General features: G+C 68.7%; 16 protein-coding genes. 12 read left to right on the plus strand and 4 right to left on the minus strand.

Annotated elements, in window-relative coordinates; all coding sequences use genetic code 11:
* Nucleotides 1–54 precede the first annotated feature (54 nt).
* From KDB67_RS15945 to KDB67_RS15965, 5 genes are read left to right on the plus strand one after another with little or no spacing between them, the layout of a single operon-like run.
* Nucleotides 55–546 (plus strand): GNAT family N-acetyltransferase, encoded by a 492-nt coding sequence (locus tag KDB67_RS15945; protein ID WP_291017559.1) that lies wholly within the window; start codon nt 55–57, stop codon nt 544–546.
* Nucleotides 539–2,482 carry a VWA domain-containing protein gene (locus KDB67_RS15950; RefSeq protein ID WP_291017641.1) on the plus strand — a complete coding sequence of 648 codons (1,944 nt, stop codon included), beginning with the start codon at nt 539–541 and terminating at the stop codon, nt 2,480–2,482. The genes KDB67_RS15945 and KDB67_RS15950 overlap by 8 nt, the downstream gene beginning before the upstream one ends.
* A 10-nt stretch (nt 2,483–2,492) precedes the next feature.
* Nucleotides 2,493–3,110, plus strand: a complete 618-nt coding sequence (gene cobO, locus KDB67_RS15955; RefSeq protein ID WP_291017562.1) for a cob(I)yrinic acid a,c-diamide adenosyltransferase — start codon at nt 2,493–2,495, stop codon at nt 3,108–3,110.
* Nucleotides 3,104–4,543 (plus strand): cobyrinate a,c-diamide synthase, encoded by a 1,440-nt coding sequence (locus tag KDB67_RS15960; RefSeq protein WP_291017566.1) that lies wholly within the window; start codon nt 3,104–3,106, stop codon nt 4,541–4,543. Before cobO ends, KDB67_RS15960 begins: the two co-directional genes overlap by 7 nt.
* Before the next feature lie 48 nt (nt 4,544–4,591).
* On the plus strand, nt 4,592–6,307 hold the full coding sequence (locus KDB67_RS15965; protein ID WP_291017568.1) for a GAF domain-containing sensor histidine kinase: 1,716 nt from the start codon (nt 4,592–4,594) through the stop codon (nt 6,305–6,307).
* Between the two features lie 9 nt (nt 6,308–6,316).
* Here the strand turns inward: KDB67_RS15965 and KDB67_RS15970 are convergent, their stop codons facing one another.
* Nucleotides 6,317–7,324, minus strand: coding sequence for an acyl-ACP desaturase (locus KDB67_RS15970; RefSeq protein ID WP_291017571.1), 1,008 nt, complete (start codon nt 7,322–7,324; stop codon nt 6,317–6,319).
* A gap of 204 nt (nt 7,325–7,528) precedes the next feature.
* Between KDB67_RS15970 and KDB67_RS15975 the strand changes: the two genes are divergently transcribed.
* From KDB67_RS15975 to KDB67_RS15985, 3 genes are read left to right on the plus strand one after another with little or no spacing between them, the layout of a single operon-like run.
* The gene (locus tag KDB67_RS15975) at nt 7,529–8,215 is read left to right on the plus strand and encodes a response regulator transcription factor (RefSeq protein ID WP_291017574.1); all 687 of its coding nucleotides are present in this window, start codon (nt 7,529–7,531) and stop codon (nt 8,213–8,215) included.
* Between the two features lie 39 nt (nt 8,216–8,254).
* Nucleotides 8,255–9,496 (plus strand): uroporphyrinogen-III C-methyltransferase, encoded by a 1,242-nt coding sequence (gene cobA, locus KDB67_RS15980; protein WP_291017577.1) that lies wholly within the window; start codon nt 8,255–8,257, stop codon nt 9,494–9,496.
* On the plus strand, nt 9,493–10,971 hold the full coding sequence (locus KDB67_RS15985; protein WP_291017580.1) for an MFS transporter: 1,479 nt from the start codon (nt 9,493–9,495) through the stop codon (nt 10,969–10,971). Before cobA ends, KDB67_RS15985 begins: the two co-directional genes overlap by 4 nt.
* A 3-nt stretch (nt 10,972–10,974) precedes the next feature.
* On the opposite strand, the gene yaaA is transcribed toward KDB67_RS15985, so the two are convergent.
* The gene (gene yaaA / locus KDB67_RS15990) at nt 10,975–11,715 is read right to left on the minus strand and encodes a peroxide stress protein YaaA (RefSeq protein ID WP_291017583.1); all 741 of its coding nucleotides are present in this window, start codon (nt 11,713–11,715) and stop codon (nt 10,975–10,977) included.
* Between the two features lie 112 nt (nt 11,716–11,827).
* On the opposite strand from yaaA, the gene KDB67_RS15995 reads away from it, so the two are divergent.
* The 3 genes from KDB67_RS15995 to KDB67_RS16005 all read left to right on the plus strand — a co-directional run bounded on the left by KDB67_RS15995 (nt 11,828) and on the right by KDB67_RS16005 (nt 14,834).
* Nucleotides 11,828–13,558: a proline--tRNA ligase gene (locus tag KDB67_RS15995; protein ID WP_291017643.1), complete on the plus strand. Its 1,731-nt coding sequence runs from the start codon at nt 11,828–11,830 to the stop codon at nt 13,556–13,558.
* A gap of 83 nt (nt 13,559–13,641) precedes the next feature.
* On the plus strand, nt 13,642–14,568 hold the full coding sequence (locus KDB67_RS16000) for an SPFH domain-containing protein (RefSeq protein ID WP_291017586.1): 927 nt from the start codon (nt 13,642–13,644) through the stop codon (nt 14,566–14,568).
* A gap of 86 nt (nt 14,569–14,654) precedes the next feature.
* Nucleotides 14,655–14,834 (plus strand): hypothetical protein, encoded by a 180-nt coding sequence (locus KDB67_RS16005; RefSeq protein WP_291017645.1) that lies wholly within the window; start codon nt 14,655–14,657, stop codon nt 14,832–14,834.
* Between the two features lie 52 nt (nt 14,835–14,886).
* On the opposite strand, the gene KDB67_RS16010 is transcribed toward KDB67_RS16005, so the two are convergent.
* Complete coding sequence (locus KDB67_RS16010; protein WP_291017589.1) at nt 14,887–15,318, minus strand: ferritin-like domain-containing protein; 432 nt, start codon at nt 15,316–15,318, stop codon at nt 14,887–14,889.
* The gene (locus KDB67_RS16015) at nt 15,315–15,797 is read right to left on the minus strand and encodes a hypothetical protein (protein WP_291017592.1); all 483 of its coding nucleotides are present in this window, start codon (nt 15,795–15,797) and stop codon (nt 15,315–15,317) included. The genes KDB67_RS16010 and KDB67_RS16015 overlap by 4 nt, the downstream gene beginning before the upstream one ends.
* Before the next feature lie 281 nt (nt 15,798–16,078).
* Between KDB67_RS16015 and rimP the strand changes: the two genes are divergently transcribed.
* Nucleotides 16,079–16,645: a ribosome maturation factor RimP gene (gene rimP / locus KDB67_RS16020; RefSeq protein WP_291017594.1), complete on the plus strand. Its 567-nt coding sequence runs from the start codon at nt 16,079–16,081 to the stop codon at nt 16,643–16,645.
* The last annotated feature ends 42 nt before the right edge of the window (nt 16,646–16,687 follow it).

The raw sequence follows: 16,687 nt of genomic DNA on the forward strand, positions 1-16,687 counted from the left end.
ATCACCGCGTGAGGTGGGTGGTGCGGCACGCGGTGGTGTGATAGTGACGACATTATGAGCAATGCGCAGCTTCACCGCGGTTCGGTGGACGAGATCGACGCGCGGACCCTGTACCGGCTGCTGCAGTTGCGGTCGGAAGTGTTCGTGCTGGAACAGGCATGTCCGTACCAGGATCTCGACGGCCGCGACCTCGAACCCGCGACCCGGCACCTGTGGATCACCGCCGACGACGGCACCGTGGCCTCCGAACTCCGGATCCTGCGCAACATCGGTCCTGACGGCGCGGTCGCCTATCAGATCGGGCGCGTGTGCACTCATCGCGCACACCGCGGCCGCGGCCACACCCGGTGGTTGATGACCGAGGCGCTCGCCGAGATCGGTGACCACGAGTGCCGCATCGAGGCGCAGAAGTACCTGGCGGAAATGTATGCCGGACATGGATTTTCCATTTCCGGAGACGAGTATCTAGAAGACGGTATCCCACATGTACCGATGATCCGGGCGGCGGGTTCGTCGGTGGAGTCGGCCGGTGACGGTGGTGAGTGAGATCGCGGCACGCTATCCGTTCACCGCGGTCGTCGGGCAGGACCGACTCAAGCTGGCGTTGATTCTCAGCGCCATCTCCCCGGGCATCGGCGGCGTGCTGATCCGGGGCGAGAAGGGGACCGCCAAGTCGACCATCGTGCGCGGCCTCGGACCGGTCGCCGGCGGTCGGGTGGTGGAACTGCCGATCGGTGCCACCGAGGACCGCGTCGTCGGTTCGCTCGATCTGACGGGCGTACTGCGCGAAGGCCGTGCCGATTTCACCCCGGGTCTGCTCGCCCAGGCCGACGGCGGCGTGCTGTACATCGACGAGGTCAACCTGCTCGCCGACCATCTCGTCGACGTACTGCTCGATGCCGCAGCCAGCGGGCGGGTGACCATCGAACGCGACGGAGTCTCGCATACGCAGGCCGCAGCATTCGTACTCGTCGGCACGATGAACCCCGAAGAAGGGGAGTTGCGGCCACAACTGCTCGACCGGTTCGGTCTCGCCGTCGATGTGGTGGCCGCCCACGACGTCGATGAACGCGTCGAAATCATCTCGTGCCGAATGGAATTCGACGCCGATCCGGAGGCCTTTGCCGAGCGGCACAAGGCTCAGGAGGACGAGCTACGCACCCGGATCGACGATGCGCGGGCGGCGGTGCGCGAGGTCGCGCTGCCGGTGGCTCAGTTGCGGCGCATCGCGGGGATCTGCGCCCACCTCGGCGTCGACGGGCTACGCGGCGACATCGTCGTCGCTCGGGCCGCAGCCGCGCACGCGGCCTGGCGCGGCGCGGAGTCCATCGACGGCGACGATATCGCCGTCGCCGTCGAACTCGCACTGCCGCATCGGCGGCGCCGAGACCCGTTCGACGACTCGGGTTTCACCGACGAACAACTCGACGACGCGATGCGGGCCGGTGACGAGGCCGCGGATTCGGCGGAACCCGAGCCCGACCCCGATGGCGACGGGCCAGACGACGGGGGCGGTGCCCGGCCGGAGTCAGGAGCGGACGGTGACGGCCCGGACCTCGGCGATCCGGCCCCGGATGACGCGACGCCCGACACTCCGCAGCAGCAACCGGAACAGCAGACAGCGCCCGCCGGCGCGCTGTTCGGCACCCGCAGTACGGGGGCACCGCGCCGGATGCGGCCGCTCAAGGTGGCCGGAGTCGGGGACGGTGATCCGGGACGACGCTCCCGGGCCCGCAGTACCCGAGGTGCGACGACACATGCCGTCGACTTCACGACGGGCCGACCGCTGCACCTGTTCGGCACGGTGCTGGCGGCGGCAGGACGAACCGCGGGCACGACCGGGACGCGCGTGCCAGGGCTGACGGTCGTCACCGACGATCTGCGTGGTGCCCAACGCGTCGGCCGCGAAGGCAATCTCGTCGTGTTCGTCGTCGACCTCAGCGGCTCGATGACCGCCCGTAAACGCCTGGCTGCGGTCAGCGAGCTGTGCGTCGACCTGCTGCGCGACTCCTACACGCGCCGCGACCGGGTGGCCGTGGTCACCGCCCGGGGTTCGTCCGCACAGGTCAGCGTGCCGCCGACACGCTCGGTGGAGTTGGCGGTGCGCAGACTGGCACAGGTGCGTACCGGTGGTCGCACGCCCTTGGCCGAGGGGTTGCAGACGGCGACGGAGGTGATCGACGGCGCGGCCCGTCGCGAACCGGCCCGTCGTCCGCTGCTGGTGGTGCTCACCGACGGCCGGGCAACCGCCGGGCCCGACGCCCCGCGTCGCGCCGACGCCGCGGCCGCAGGCATCGCCCGTCGCGGCATCGCGTCGGTGGTGGTCGACTGCGAGCAGGGCATGATCCGGCTCGGTATGGCACACACTCTCGCCGCCCGACTCGGCGCGCAATGCCTGACCCTCGACGAACTGACCCCGGCCGCCCTGCATAGATCCGGGCCGCACGGACCGGCCACTGCCCAGGTATCCCGCGCGAGCTAGGAGAACAGCTGTGCCCCAAGGAGTTCCGGAGAACGTTCCGAACGACGGTCTGACCACCCGGCAGCGACGTAACACCCCCGTGCTGGCTGTGCACACCGGAGACGGCAAAGGAAAGTCGACGGCGGCCTTCGGGATGGCGATGCGGGCCTGGAACGCGGGGCTGAGCGTCGGTGTGTTCCAGTTCGTCAAGAGCGCCAAATGGCGGGTCGGCGAAGAATCGGCGCTGCTGGCTCTCGGCGAGGTGCACGCCGCCACGGGCAAGGGTGCGCCCGTTGAATGGCACAAGATGGGTCAGGGCTGGTCCTGGCTGCGCGCCAACGCCGGTGATGCCGACGACCATGCCGCCGCAGCTGCCGCGGGCTGGGCCGAGATCGCCCGCAGGCTCACCGAACAGACCCACGACTTCTACGTCCTCGACGAGTTCACCTATCCGCTCGACTGGGGATGGGTCGACACCGACGCCGTCGTGGCCGCCCTCGCCGCCAGGCCCGGCCGCCAGCATGTGGTGATCACCGGCCGCCGCGCACCCCGAGCGCTTGTCGACGCCGCGGACCTGGTGACCGAGATGCGCAAGATCGCTCACCCGATGGACCAGGGCCGCAAGGGCCAGAAAGGGATCGAGTGGTGACGATCCCGACGATCGTCATCGCCGCACCCGCCTCGGGCAGCGGTAAGACGACCGTCACCACCGGCCTGATCGGCGCGCTGCGCGCCGCCGGTCACCGGGTGGCCCCGTTCAAGGTGGGTCCCGACTTCATCGACCCCGGCTATCACGCGGTGGCCGCCGGTCGACCGGGCCGCAACCTCGACCCGAACCTCGTGGGCACCGACCTGGTCCCACGGCTGTTCGCCGCGGGCAGCGCCGGGGCCGACATCGCGGTCGTCGAGGGTGTGATGGGCCTGTTCGACGGACGTATCCGATCCGACGACAGCGGCTCGGCCGTCGCCGACGCCGATCCGGTCGCGTACGGGTCGACCGCCCACGTCGCCGCGCTCATCGGTGCCCCGGTGGTGCTCGTGGTCGACGGCTCGGGGCACAGCCAATCCCTGGCCGCGCTGCTGCACGGATTCCTCACCTACGATTCGTCGGTCAGGATCGCCGGGGTCATCCTCAACCGGGTCGGATCACCCCGCCACGAACAGGTGTTGCGGCACGCGTGCGCCCGCGTCGGCCTGCCTGTGTTCGGGGTGATCGGCCGCGACCCGTCGCTCATGGTGCCCTCCCGCCACCTCGGACTGATCCCGGCCGCCGAACGCAGCACCGAAGCCGTCGCCGCCGTCGCCGCGATGTCGACCGAAATGACTGTGTCCCTGGATATTCCGGCGATCGTCGATGCGGCTGCGACACGGGCCCGGCTGACCGCGACCCCGTGGTCGGCGACGGACGCACTCGAACCAGCCGGGAGTCCGGTGATCGCTGTCGCCGGCGGTCCGGCGTTCACCTTCTGCTACACCGAACTCGGCGAACTGCTCACCGCCGCCGGCGCTCGGATCGCGGTGTTCGACCCCGTGACCGACCCGCTGCCCGACGGTACCGCCGGGGTGGTCATCGGCGGCGGCTTCCCCGAGGAACATGCCGCCGAACTATCGGCCAATATCACTTTGCGGCAACAGCTTTCGGAGCATGCGAAGTCTGGGGGGCCGATCTGGGCCGAATGCGCCGGCCTGCTGTACCTGACCCGTGAACTCGACGGCCATCCGATGGCGGGCGTGCTCGATGCCGTCGGCCGGTTCTCGCCGGCACTGACGCTCGGGTACCGCGACGCGATCTCGGTCGCCGACTCGGTGCTGTTCCGGGAAGGGGAGCGGGTGACCGGTCACGAGTTTCACCGCAGCGTCGTCGTCGAGGACCGGCCGGGCCGGTCGCCTGCGTGGATGTGGCGCGATTCGTCGGGGCGCCCCGCACGGCACGGTCACGTCACCGGCGGTGTGCACGCCTCGTACCTGCACCTGCATCCGGCGGCGCATCCGGCCGCCGTCGCCGGATTCGTCGCCGCAGCCGATGTCTTCCAGCACACTGCTCCTGACCACACCCGGCGTGCGATGACCGAGCCCACGTAGCACCCGCGCCCACGTAGCACCCGCGACCCGACAAGGATGTGCAGCACCATGGACACCAATCACGAAGGCAGGTTTCCGGGCCGTCCCGAACCCACCGAACACCGGTGGGCCGACGCGCTGGACGCCCTGACCAAACACGGTGGCGACGATCCGCGGCTGCTGCGTGACCTGCTCGACGCCGTGCTCGTGGTGGGGCAGGGGCTCGAGCTCGATGAGGCGCTGCAGCGGATCGTCGAAGTGGCCGTCGGCGTCGTCGACGCCCAGTACGGCGCGCTCGGTGTGCGTGGCGGCGACGGCGGCTTGAGCGAATTCGTGCACATCGGGATCACGCCGCAGCAGCGCGCCACCATGGGACATCTGCCGGTGGGCCGGGGTGTTCTCGGACTGCTCATCAAGAAGCCGCAGGTAGTGCGGATTCCGCACCTGTCCCAGCATCCGTCGTCGGTGGGATTCCCGCCCCATCACCCGCCGATGGAGACGTTCCTCGGCGCGCCGATCACGGTGCGCGGCTCCAACTTCGGCAGCATCTACCTGACGGAGAAGCGCAACGCCGAGGAGTTCACGAAGGTCGACGAGACGCTGATCGCGATGCTGGCGGTGGCCGCCGGAATCGCCGTCGACAACGCGCGACTATTCGAGGGCGCCCGCACCCGGCACCGCTGGATGCAGGCCGTCGCCCGCCGAGGATCCGAACCTTTGGCAGGAATAGCCTTGTCGGACACCATGTCCCGCCTGTGCGACGATGTCGCCGGGCTTACCGACGCGGTGGACGTGGTCATCCTCACCAGCTCTGACGACAAGATGGTGGTGCAGGGACGATCACAGCAGATCGCCGGTGCCGAGCAGTCCGGCGACGTGTCGGCCGTATCGGCGACGCAGATGCCCATCGGATCGTCGATGGTCGTGCACGCGGCAGATCAGCTTCCCGCCGGGGTGGTCGGCGGCGGCGCCGAATGGATCACTGTGCAGCCCCTGCAACGGGCCGCCGGAGCGTTCGGATGGCTGGTGGTGGCCCACCGCCGACAGCCCTGGTGGGAGCCGGAGGAGATTGCCGGCCTGGCCGGCGTCGCCGAAGTGGCCTCGCTGGCCGTCGTCTATGCCGAGCAGCAGCAGATCGCCCGCGACCTCGAGGTGCTCGAGGACCGGCACCGCATCGCTCGCGACCTCCACGACCACGTCATCCAGCGCCTGTTCGCCGTGGGCATGTCGATTCAGACGATGCTCGCCACCCCGCACGACGAGGATGCGACCATCGCGACCCCGGTCTCACGGCTGGAGCAGGTGGTGATCGATCTGGACCGCACCATCGCCCAGATCCGGACATCGATTTTCGACCTGCAGACCATCCCCGGTCACCACGACGCCACCACCCTGCGCCGCAGGGTCCTCGACATCGTCTCCGAATTGGCCGCGCACGCCCCGATCTCCCCGAGCGTCACGTTCGACGGGCCGGTGGACACGGTGGTGCCCGAGGCGCTCGGACCGCACATCGACGCGGTGCTCCGCGAAGGCCTGTCCAACGCGCTGCGGCATGCCGGCGCCGACCGGATTTCGGTCCTCGTCAGTGCCGACGAGGACGTGCTCAAGGTGGAGATCACCGACGACGGCAAGGGCATCGACACCAATGTCACCTACCGCGGACTGGACAACCTGACCACCCGCGCCGACGAATGCGACGGCGCGTTCACCATCGAAACCACGCCGCGCCGACCGGGCCGCGCCGGTGGCACGACCCTGACCTGGACCGTTCCCCTGGTCCACTGACGCACCCGGTCAGGCCGGGTGCCGCGCGCCGAGGACCGTCGGCCGCGCCGCGCGGGAGTGGTCGAACTCTTCGACGCGCCGGGTCAGATCGGCCAGGAAACGGGCGAGCCGGTCACGGTACATCTGCCCGATCGGGCCGAAGCCGTCGCGCTCGAAGACCCGCCATTTGCGCAGCAGCGGCACCACCACATCCGAGCGGTGCCGGCGCAGGTCGTACACACCGCCCTCGACGATGAGCGCGGCGATGTAGCCGAGAGCGGGCGACGAGCCCGGTCCGCCGACCGCGCCGGGCATCAGGAACGTCGACACGATTCCGTAGATCGCGGCCATCGTCGCATCGGGTGCCAGGTCCAGAGCGCTGTCGATGATGTTGCGGTAGAAGAGCATGTGCAGTGTCTCGTCGCAGGCGACGCGGTGTAGCAGGCGGCGCACGAGTGGATCGGTCCCGGCCTGGGCCGCGTTGCGCTGGGAGACCCGGGAGGCAAGCTCGTGGAAGGCCATGTAGGTGATCGCCAGCAGCATGCCTTCGCTGTGCTCGGGCAGACCACGATCACGCGAAAGCGGATTGAACACGGTCATCGCGTTGCGGGTGCGGGCGATGTCGAGCTGTACGGGGTCGACGCCGCGCGTCACCACCAGATAATCGCGGATCACCGTCGAATGGCGCATCTCCTCGGCCGTCCACCGGCCCAGCCACACCCCCCACGCGTCGTCGAGATTGACGTGTTCGGCGATCATCCGGTGGTAGGAGGGCAGATTGTCCTCGGTGAGCAGCAGACCGACCAGTGCCGCCCGCGAGGCGTCGGACAGTGCCGATTGGGTGGGATCCCAGTCGTCGCCGCCGAGGGTGGCGAAGTTGAACCCGCCGTCCCAGGGCACGTAGTCGTGCGGATACCAGTCCTTGGCCATCTTCATGTGCCGCTCCAACTCGGCCTCGCACACCGGAAGGAGCTCGCGCAGCAGGTCGGGGCCGGTCATCGGAGACAAACCGGTCGCGATGCCGGTGAGACTGGTCACGAATACTCCTGCATCTGTGGTTGTGTCCGGCGGTCGGTGAAGCAGCGGCCGGCGAGGAGAGCGCACGCATCGCCGAGGAACCTCGACTCCACTTTTCGCGCAACCGGGAGTTGACTCCTGAGGCGAAGGTCCCGACAGGGTTGGGCCGCATGTCGTTGCCCGCTTGCCGGTGTACTCGAACGGTGCTGCGGTAGCGTTTGACTCATGGCATCAGCAGGTGAGGTTCAAGTCCCCGGCAGCGACACCCCGCGCGTGCGTGTGTATCTCGTCGACGACCACGAGCTGGTCCGGCGCGGACTGCGTGATCTCCTCGGCACCGCCTCCGACCTGGAGATCGTCGGCGAGGCCGCGTCGGTCGGGGAGGCGACGGTGGGCATCCTGGCCACCAAACCCGATGTGGCGGTGCTCGATGTCCGGCTGCCCGACGGCAGCGGCGTGGAACTGTGCCGCGACGTGCGCTCGGCCGAACCGTCGGTGCACTGCCTGATGCTCACCAGCTACGCCGACGACGATGCCCTGCTGGCCGCGGTACTGGCCGGAGCGTCGGGCTTCGTGCTCAAACAGATCCTCGGTCAGGACCTGGTCGCGGCGGTCCGCACCGTCGGCCGCGGCGGCTCCCTGCTCGACGACCGCAGCACCGCGGCCCTGCTGGCCCGCCTGCGCGACGGTAAACGTGACGACGTCGATCCGCTCGCCGAACTCACGCACCAGGAGCGCGAGGTGTTCCACCTCATCGGCGAGGGCCTGACAAACCGGCAGATCGCCCAGCGGATGTTCCTGGCGGAGAAGACGATCAAGAACTACGTCTCGCGCATCCTGTCCAAGCTGGACATGCAGCGGCGCACCCAGGTCGCGGTGATGGCGACCAAGCTGCGTGACGACAAACACTGAACTCGGGGCCGCACGCCGCGGCCGGTAGGGTGTTTCCTCATGGCTGAACGCGTTGCTCCGGAATCGGTGTCCGGTCTGTATCTGGCCGGGCTCGACCTTCGCGGTCGCCGCGTCGTGGTCGTCGGCGGTGGTTCGGTGGCCCAGCGGCGCCTGCCAAATCTGGTCGCCGCGGGCGCCGATGTCACGGTCGTGGCCATCGACCCGACCCCGGCTGTCGAATCGTTCCAGGGCATCACGGTGCTCACCCGCGCTTACGCCGACGGCGACCTCGACGGCGCCTGGTATGTCCTGGCCTGCACCGACGACCCGCAGGTCAACGCCGCGGTCGTCGCCGAGGCCGAACGCAGTCGCATCTTCTGCGTCCGCGCCGACGATGCCCGGAAGGGAACTGCGGCCACCCCCGCTTCCGGGCGGCACCGCGACCTTCAGTTCGGTGTGCTCGCCGGTGGCGACCACCGGCAGTCCGCGGCGATGCGTGCGGCGATCTCCCGGGCGCTCGCCGACGGTTCACTGGCCCCGCACGCCGGCGCACCGCACCCGCCCGGCGTGGCTCTGGTCGGTGGCGGACCCGGCGATGCCGAGCTGATCACCGTGCGCGGGCAGCGTCTGCTCGCCCAGGCCGACGTGGTGGTCGCCGACCGACTCGCACCTCCGGAACTGCTCGCCGCGCTCGGGCCGCAGGTCGAGATCATCGACGCGGCCAAGGTGCCGTACGGGCGGGCGATGAAGCAGGAAGCCATCAACGACGTCCTCGTATCCCGGGCCAAGGAGGGCAAGTTCGTCGTCCGGCTCAAGGGCGGCGACCCGTTCGTGTACGGCCGCGGGTTCGAGGAACTACAGGCGTGCGTGGCCGCGGGCGTGCCGGTCACCGTCGTTCCGGGCGTGAGCAGCCCGATCGCGGCGCCCGCGTCGGCCGGAATCCCGGTGACCCACCGCGGCGTCACGCACGAGGTGGTGATCGCGTCGGGTCACGTTCCGCCCGGCCATCCCGACTCTCTCATCGATTGGTCGGTGCTTGCCCAGTTGCAGGGCACCCTGGTGCTGATGATGGCCGTCGAACGGGTCGCCGTGTTCGCCGATGCGCTGCTCGCCGGCGGCAAACCCGGCGACACCCCCGTCGCGATGATCGAGAATGGTTCACTGCCCACGCAGCGTCTGCTGCGCACCGATCTCGCGCACGCCGGTGAGGTCGCCGACGCCGAGAATCTGACCCCGCCGGCAATCGTCGTGGTCGGTGCCGTCGCCGCATTCACCGACGCGGATTCGGGTTCTCGCCGATGAAGGACAAGGTTCTCGGCCCCGCGATTTTCGTGCTGAGCGGGATGCAGTTGCTCATGGTGCTCGACGGCACCGTCGCGGCGCTGGCCCTGCCCAAGATCCGGGACGCCCTGTCGCTGAGCGAATCCAACGCCAACTGGATCATCAGCAGCTACGTTCTCGCATTCGGTGGCCTGATGCTTCTCGGCGGCCGGCTCGGCGATACCTTCGGCCGGCGCCGGATGTTCGTCGTCGGGGTGCTTGCCTTCACGGCCACCTCGCTGATGTGCGGTCTCGCGCAGGGCGAGGCGATGCTCATCATCGGCCGAGCCCTGCAAGGGGCGTCGGCGGCGGTGGCCGCACCGACGGCGATGGCGCTGGTCGCCACCACATTCGCCCCCGGAAAACCGCGCAGCCAGGCGTTCGCCATCTACGCCGCCATGACCGGTATCGGCTCGGTCGCCGGGCTGATCCTCGGCGGCATACTCACCGAGGTGTCCTGGCGGCTGGTCTTCCTGATCAACGTTCCGATCGGCCTGGCCGTCGGCCTCGGTGCGCTGTGGGCGCTCACCGAATCGCAGGGGGAGCGGCTGTCGCTGGACGTGCCGGGGGCGGTGCTGGGCACGCTGGGGTGCACGCTGCTGGTGCTGGCCGTCAATGAGGGGCCCTCGGGCTGGGGACGGCCGATCGTCGTCGGTTCGTTCGTCGTCGGCACGCTCGCGCTGATCGCCTTCGTGGTCGTGCAGCGCCGGGCCCGCAATCCGATCCTGCCGTTCTCGCTGTTCGACAATCCGAACCGGGTCGCGGCGCTGATCGCGATCCTGCTCTCCAGCATGGTGATGATGTGCATGGCCGTGTTCATCTCGCTGTACCTGCAGGGCATCCTCAAATACACGCCGCTGCAGAGCGGTCTGGCCGTCGTCCCGTTCGCGTTCGGCCTGGGCACGGCCGCCGCGATCGCCTCCAAACTGTCGCTGATGGTGCAGCCGCGCTGGCTCGTCATGGCCGGCGGAGCGGTGATCTGCGCGGGCTGCATGTACGCGTGGTCCATCGCCACCGACGACCCGGCGTACTTCCCGAGCATCGGGCTGCCCGTCGTGGTCATCGGTTTCGGTGTGGGTCTGGCGGTGATCCCGCTGACGCTGTCGGTTGTCGCGGGTGTGGGACCCAACGAGATCGGTCCGCTCACGGCCATCGCACAGGTCGCCCAGCAACTCGGCGGTGCAGTCGGTCTGGTGACCGTCGGTGCTGCGGTCACCTCGCGGGCGCTGTCCAAAGGCGGCACGACCGGGCCCGTCGAAAAGATGGACGCCTGGGAACTCGCCGCCCAGGCCGACGGCTACGGCCTGGCATTTGCCAGTTGCGCCGCACTTGCTGTGCTGGCCGCATGCGTGGTGATGTTCATGCGGTTCACCCCGGAGGAGGTCGCCGAGGGGCAGGCCGCCCAGCAGGCCGCCGATGCGGGGGTCGACAACGACGGTGACCAGGTCACCGCGTGACGGCTACTGCGTGATGACGACGATCCGGTCGGGTCCGTCGATTTCGATGCGCTGACCGGCGTCGGAGAGGACCGCTGCCAGAACGTTGATGTCGCGGACTGTCCGCCGGGTACGTACCAGTTCGCGCGCGATCAGGCCTTTGTGGTGCTTGTTGAAGTGACTGACGACGCTGCGCGAACCGTCGGGCTGCTCGGTGACCACGGTGGCGGTGACGGCACCACGTATCGGTCCGAGCTGGTGATAGATGCCTGAGCGCAGATCCACCACGAAGTCGTCCACCGCGTCCAGGCACGGTGACAGTGATCCCTTCCACTGCGCGGCAAGGGTTTTCATGCCCGGAAGCTTCGACCCGCCCGACAGTCGGTAGGCCGGGATCAGGTCGCTCGCGCCGACCACACCGAACAGCGCCGACCCGATCATCACCCGGTCGGCGGTCTTGGCCTTACCCGCCCTGGTCAGCGACGAGTAGTCGAAGGCGTCGTAGAGCACACCCGTGTAGCGCTCGATCGCCGGACGGGTCGGCGATACCCACAGCTCGGCGTTGCGGTCGACCTCGGCCAGTTGGGTCCGGCCAAGGCCAAGGGCCAGGCGGCTGGCGTCCAGGTCGGCGGCCAGGGCCACCAGTGCGTCGCCGAGTTGTTTGCGAACCGGGTTGAGTTCGGGAAACACCAGGGTGTCCAGGTCCAGGGGTGCGCCCTTGCCGCCGTCGGACTTGGTTTCGGAGGGAGGCAGGATCACTCGCACCGGACACACGATAACGGGGCGTGTCCGCTGTTCGGCCACGAGGGTTCGAGCGGTGCGGACGCATATATGCAGATGCGGCGATGGCCTAAGCTGACTGACTGTGATCACACGCATGTCGACCCTGTTCCTGCGAACGCTGCGCGATGACCCGGCCGACGCCGAGGTGCCCAGCCATAAACTGCTCGTGCGTGCGGGCTATGTCCGTCGTGCCGCACCGGGCGTCTACAGCTGGCTGCCGCTGGGCCTGAGGGTGTTCCGGGCCGTCGAACAGGTGGTCCGCGAGGAGATGGACGCCATCGGAGCCCAGGAGATCCTGTTGCCGGCGCTGCTGCCGCGCGAACCGTACGAGGCCACCAACAGGTGGACCGAGTACGGCGACAACCTCTTCCGGCTCAAGGACCGCAAGGGTGTCGACATGCTGCTCGGCCCCACCCACGAGGAACTGTTCAGCCAGCTCGTCAAGGGTGAGTACTCCTCGTACAAGGATCTGCCGGTGATCCTGTACCAGATCCAGACCAAGTACCGCGACGAGGAGCGCCCCCGCGCGGGCATCCTGCGCGGGCGCGAGTTCGTGATGAAGGACTCCTACTCCTTCGATCTCGACGACGACGGCCTCAAGGTCTCGTACAACCTGCATCGCGAGGCGTACCAGAAGATCTTCGACCGGCTCGGCGTCAAGTACGTCATCGTGTCGGCGACCTCGGGTGCGATGGGCGGCAGTGCGTCGGAGGAGTTCCTGGCCGAGAGCGAGGTCGGTGAGGACACCTTCGTGCGGTGCGTCGAGTCCGGCTATGCCGCCAATGTCGAGGCGGTGGTGACTCCGGCACCCGATCCGATCCCGTTCGACGACGCACCCGCCGCACTGGTGCACGACACCGAGAACACCCCGACCATCGCCACGCTCGTCGACTGGGCCAATTCCGCGCTGGACCGGGAGGTCACCGCGGCCGACACGCTCAAGAACGTGCTGGTCAAGATGCAGCTTCCCGGCGGGGACACCGAGATCGTGGGGATCGGTGTGCCCGGCGACCGAGAGGTCGACATGAAGCGGTTGGAAGCATCGGTCGAGCCCGCGTCGGTGGAACTGCTCACCGAGGAGGACTTCACGGCCAATCCGTTCCTGGTCAAGGGCTATGTCGGCCCGAACGCGCTGTTGAACAACGGGCTCCGGTACCTGGTCGATCCGCGGGTGGTGGACGGCACCCGCTGGATCACCGGCGCCGACGAGCCCGGCAAGCATGTCGTCGACCTGGTGGCCGGGCGTGACTTCGTGCCGACCGGCACCATCGAGGCCGCCGAGGTGCGCGAAGGTGATCTGTCCCCGGACGGCAAGGGTGTGCTGACCGCGGCCAAGGGCATCGAGATCGGGCACATCTTCCAGTTGGGCCAGAAGTACACCAACGCCTTCGAGGTGGACGTGCTCGGCGAGAACGGCAAGCCGGTCCGCCTCACCATGGGCTCCTACGGCATCGGGGTTTCGCGGCTGGTCGCCGTGATCGCCGAACAGTGCCACGACGACAAGGGCCTGCGCTGGCCGCGCGAGGTGACCCCGTTCGACGTCCACGTGGTGATCGCCAACAAGGACACCGCGGCCGTCGACGGCGCCGAAGCGCTGGTGGCGGAACTGGATGCGCAGGCACTGTCGGTGGTTCTCGACGACCGCAAATCCTCGCCCGGGGTCAAGTTCAAGGACGCCGAACTGCTCGGCGTGCCGACCACCGTCGTGGTGGGCCGCGGTTTCGCGAACGGCGTCGTCGAGGTGCGGGACCGGTTCACCGGCGAGGCCCGGGAGATTTCCGTCGACGGTGCGGCGGCGGCGATCGCGGCGATCATTCGGGGATAGGACCCGGCCCGACGGAGGGCTGGACGAACACCTCCTAAAGTGATATCACTTTTAAAACTGATATCACTTTAGGAGGTCCGGTCATGAACGCCGAATCCGTTCCCGTCGGTCGCGAAGGCGCCCAGGTCGAAGTATCCGAGCGGCCGTGCTGGTACGCCGGAACCGCCGCCGCGATCGGTGTCTTCGTCGCCGTGTTCGTGGCCATCGGTCTGGCTGCCGTCTGCATCGTGTTCGCGGTGATCGAGGCCCTGCCGGTGCTGGTGGCGCCCGCCGTGATCCTGGTGGTGGCCGCGGGCGTCGGGCTGTCGATGGTCGTCATTCTCGCGCCCGGCCATACGTACGTGGTGCAGCTCTTCGGCCGATACGTGGGCACGGTGCGGCAATCAGGAATGGGCCTGGTTCCGCCGCTGACCACCCACCGCCGGGTGTCCGCGCGTGTCCGTAACTTCGAGACCGCCGAACTGAAGGTCAACGACGCCGTCGGAAATCCCGTCCACGTGGCCGCGATCATCGTCTGGCAGGTCGCCGACACCGCCAAGGCCACCTTCGGCGTCGAGGACTACGAGGAGTTCATCGGCACCCAGGCCGAATCGGCGCTCCGGCAGGTCACCACCGCCCACCCCTACGACGACGACGCCAGCCACGGCACCACGTCGTTGCGCGGATCCACCGATCAGGTGGCGGCCGAACTGGCCGAGCAGGTCGCCGACAGGGCCTCCCTTGCGGGTTTGGAGATCCTCGAAACGCGCATCTCCTCGCTCGCCTACGCCCCGGAGATCGCCCAGGCGATGCTCCAGCGGCAGCAGGCCTCGGCCCTGCTGGCCGCGCGCGAGAAGATCGTCGACGGCGCCGTCGGACTGGTCCAGAGCGCACTGGCCAGACTCGAGGCCGAGGGCGTGGTGGCCCTCGACGACGAGCGCCGTGCGGCAATGGTGTCCAACCTGCTGGTGGTGCTGTGCGGTGACAGTCGCGCCACCCCGGTGGTGAACACCGGCAGCCTGTATTCCTGATGTCGACGGGTAGCACTGATTCCTCGGGATCGGGCGACCGACGGTCACCCGATCCGACGACGAGGGTCCCCGCGGCCCGTAAGACCATCGCGTTGCGGATCGACCCGGCCGTCTACGAGGCCCTGGCCCGGTGGGCGGCCGACGATCTGCGCAGCGTCAATGCGCAGATCGAGGTGTTGCTGCGGCGCTGCCTCCACGACGCCGGACGGGCGCCGCGCGAGGTGGCACCGATCCCGCGGAGGGGCCGCCCGCGGCGTGAACTCTGACGGTCGCGACAACTGAGCCGGTCTCGGGCGGGTCAGCCCGATCCCGGGCTGGTCAGCGAGAGCCCGGCAGGGCGACGGTGAACGGTGACTGCTTGAGCGCGGCCCGCCATTGCGCGGCCCGGTTCGCCGAGGCGGTCAGGCCGTCGAGGCCGATCTGCCGGACGGCGGTCGTGTCGGCCTTTTCCAGCAGTGACCGGTAGGCGACGGTGCAGTCGGTTTCCGCGGCGAGGGCGGCCTTGGCGGCGGATGCCGGATCGGACACCGTCAACGGCAGCACATATCCGGGTTCCTGATCGGGCGGGGTGGACCCGGCCGCCCGCATCGCTTCCGCGGCGGTGTCTCGTGCCGCGCGGTGGGCGGCGGTGAACTCGTCGACCATCGTGCGGCGCGTGGAGTTGGTGAACGCGGTGATCACGCCGTAGGTGAACACGGCGGCATGTTCGACGGTCACGACCGCCTTCAGAGCATCGGTTGTTTCGCTCATGCGGCCAGTGCCACCTCGACGATCGAGGCCACCGAAGCACTGATCGATCCGGCGAGCCCGGCGACATATCCGTGTTCGCCCAGTGCGACCTTTCCGGCCGCGCGGCCCGACTCGGTGAGCCGGGTGCGAAACTCGTCGACGCTCGACGGCGCGGCAGTGCCGCCGTTCTGCGTGGACGGGTCGGTGACGATCTGTTTCGCGGTGTCCTGGTGCAGGCGGGTGATCTCCTCTGTGAGCACCTGTCCATGGGTGGTGCGCTGATCGGCGACGATCTTCAGCGCCGCCGCGTAATCGGTGTCCGTCGCGCTGAGCGCCAGGGCAGTGGCCGCGTCCGCGTGGGCGGCGTCGGCCAGCGGCACCAGTGCCTCGGCGGTGAGTTGTTCGGCGGACGGCCCGCTGTCGCAGGCCGCCAGCGATCCCGCGGTCACGGCGACCGCCGACGCGGCCAGTGCGCCACGGATCACCGATCGCCGGGACATCACGAGACGGGTGGATAACACGGGCGTCGGTCGCGGTGTATCGCGCATCGGTGGCGCGGCACGCATCGGGAGGGTCGGCACCCGACACATGATGCCAGCAACTCGGCCGATGCGTTTTGCGGTGCGGCATTGCTATCATTACGGTTCGCCCGACTGCCGAACCGCCGGCAGCCGGCCGGGAGCATGTCAGAGCCCGGCAATCGCCGCGGCCCGGCGTATGCTTGCCGGCCGCGCGCCGACCAGACCGTCACCGACAACTGAAGACGAGGAGTTCGACCGTCGTGCAGATCACCTCCACCTCAGGGAAACTGGCATCGCACATCACCACACTCGTCGAGCCGGTGGTGAGCGGGCATGGTTACGACCTCGAAGAGGTCATCGTCGACTGGCCCGACTCCGGCCCCCGGCGGGGCGTCAAGATCGTCGTCGACCGCGACGGCCCGAACGATCTGGACGAGATCGCGATCATCAGCCGCGACGTCTCCGCGATCCTCGACGCCGATCCCGGAGTACCCGGTGACCCGTACGACCTCGAGGTGACCTCGCCCGGCATCGACCGGCCGCTGACCACGCCGCGGCACTGGATCCGGGCGCGGGGACGCAAGGTGACGGTCGAACTGTCCGACGGTGATACCCCGTCGGTCACCGGTCGGGTCGGCGCGTTGACCGACGACGCGGTAACCCTCGTCATCAACCAGCGCGGCCGCATCCTTCGCCGGGCGATTGAGTTCGGATCGATCGCAGAAGCGGTTGTCCAAGTTGATTTTTCACGACCATCGATCGCCGAGCTCGAACTCTGTGGGCTCGATGACGAGGAGATCGCCCAGCGGCGTCAGGAGCGGGCATGATCTCGATGACTATCGCCACCGACCAACCCACAAGTGAATAGG

It is taken from the genome of Gordonia sp. (in: high G+C Gram-positive bacteria) (assembly GCF_020438995.1).
GTDB lineage: Bacteria > Actinomycetota > Actinomycetes > Mycobacteriales > Mycobacteriaceae > Gordonia.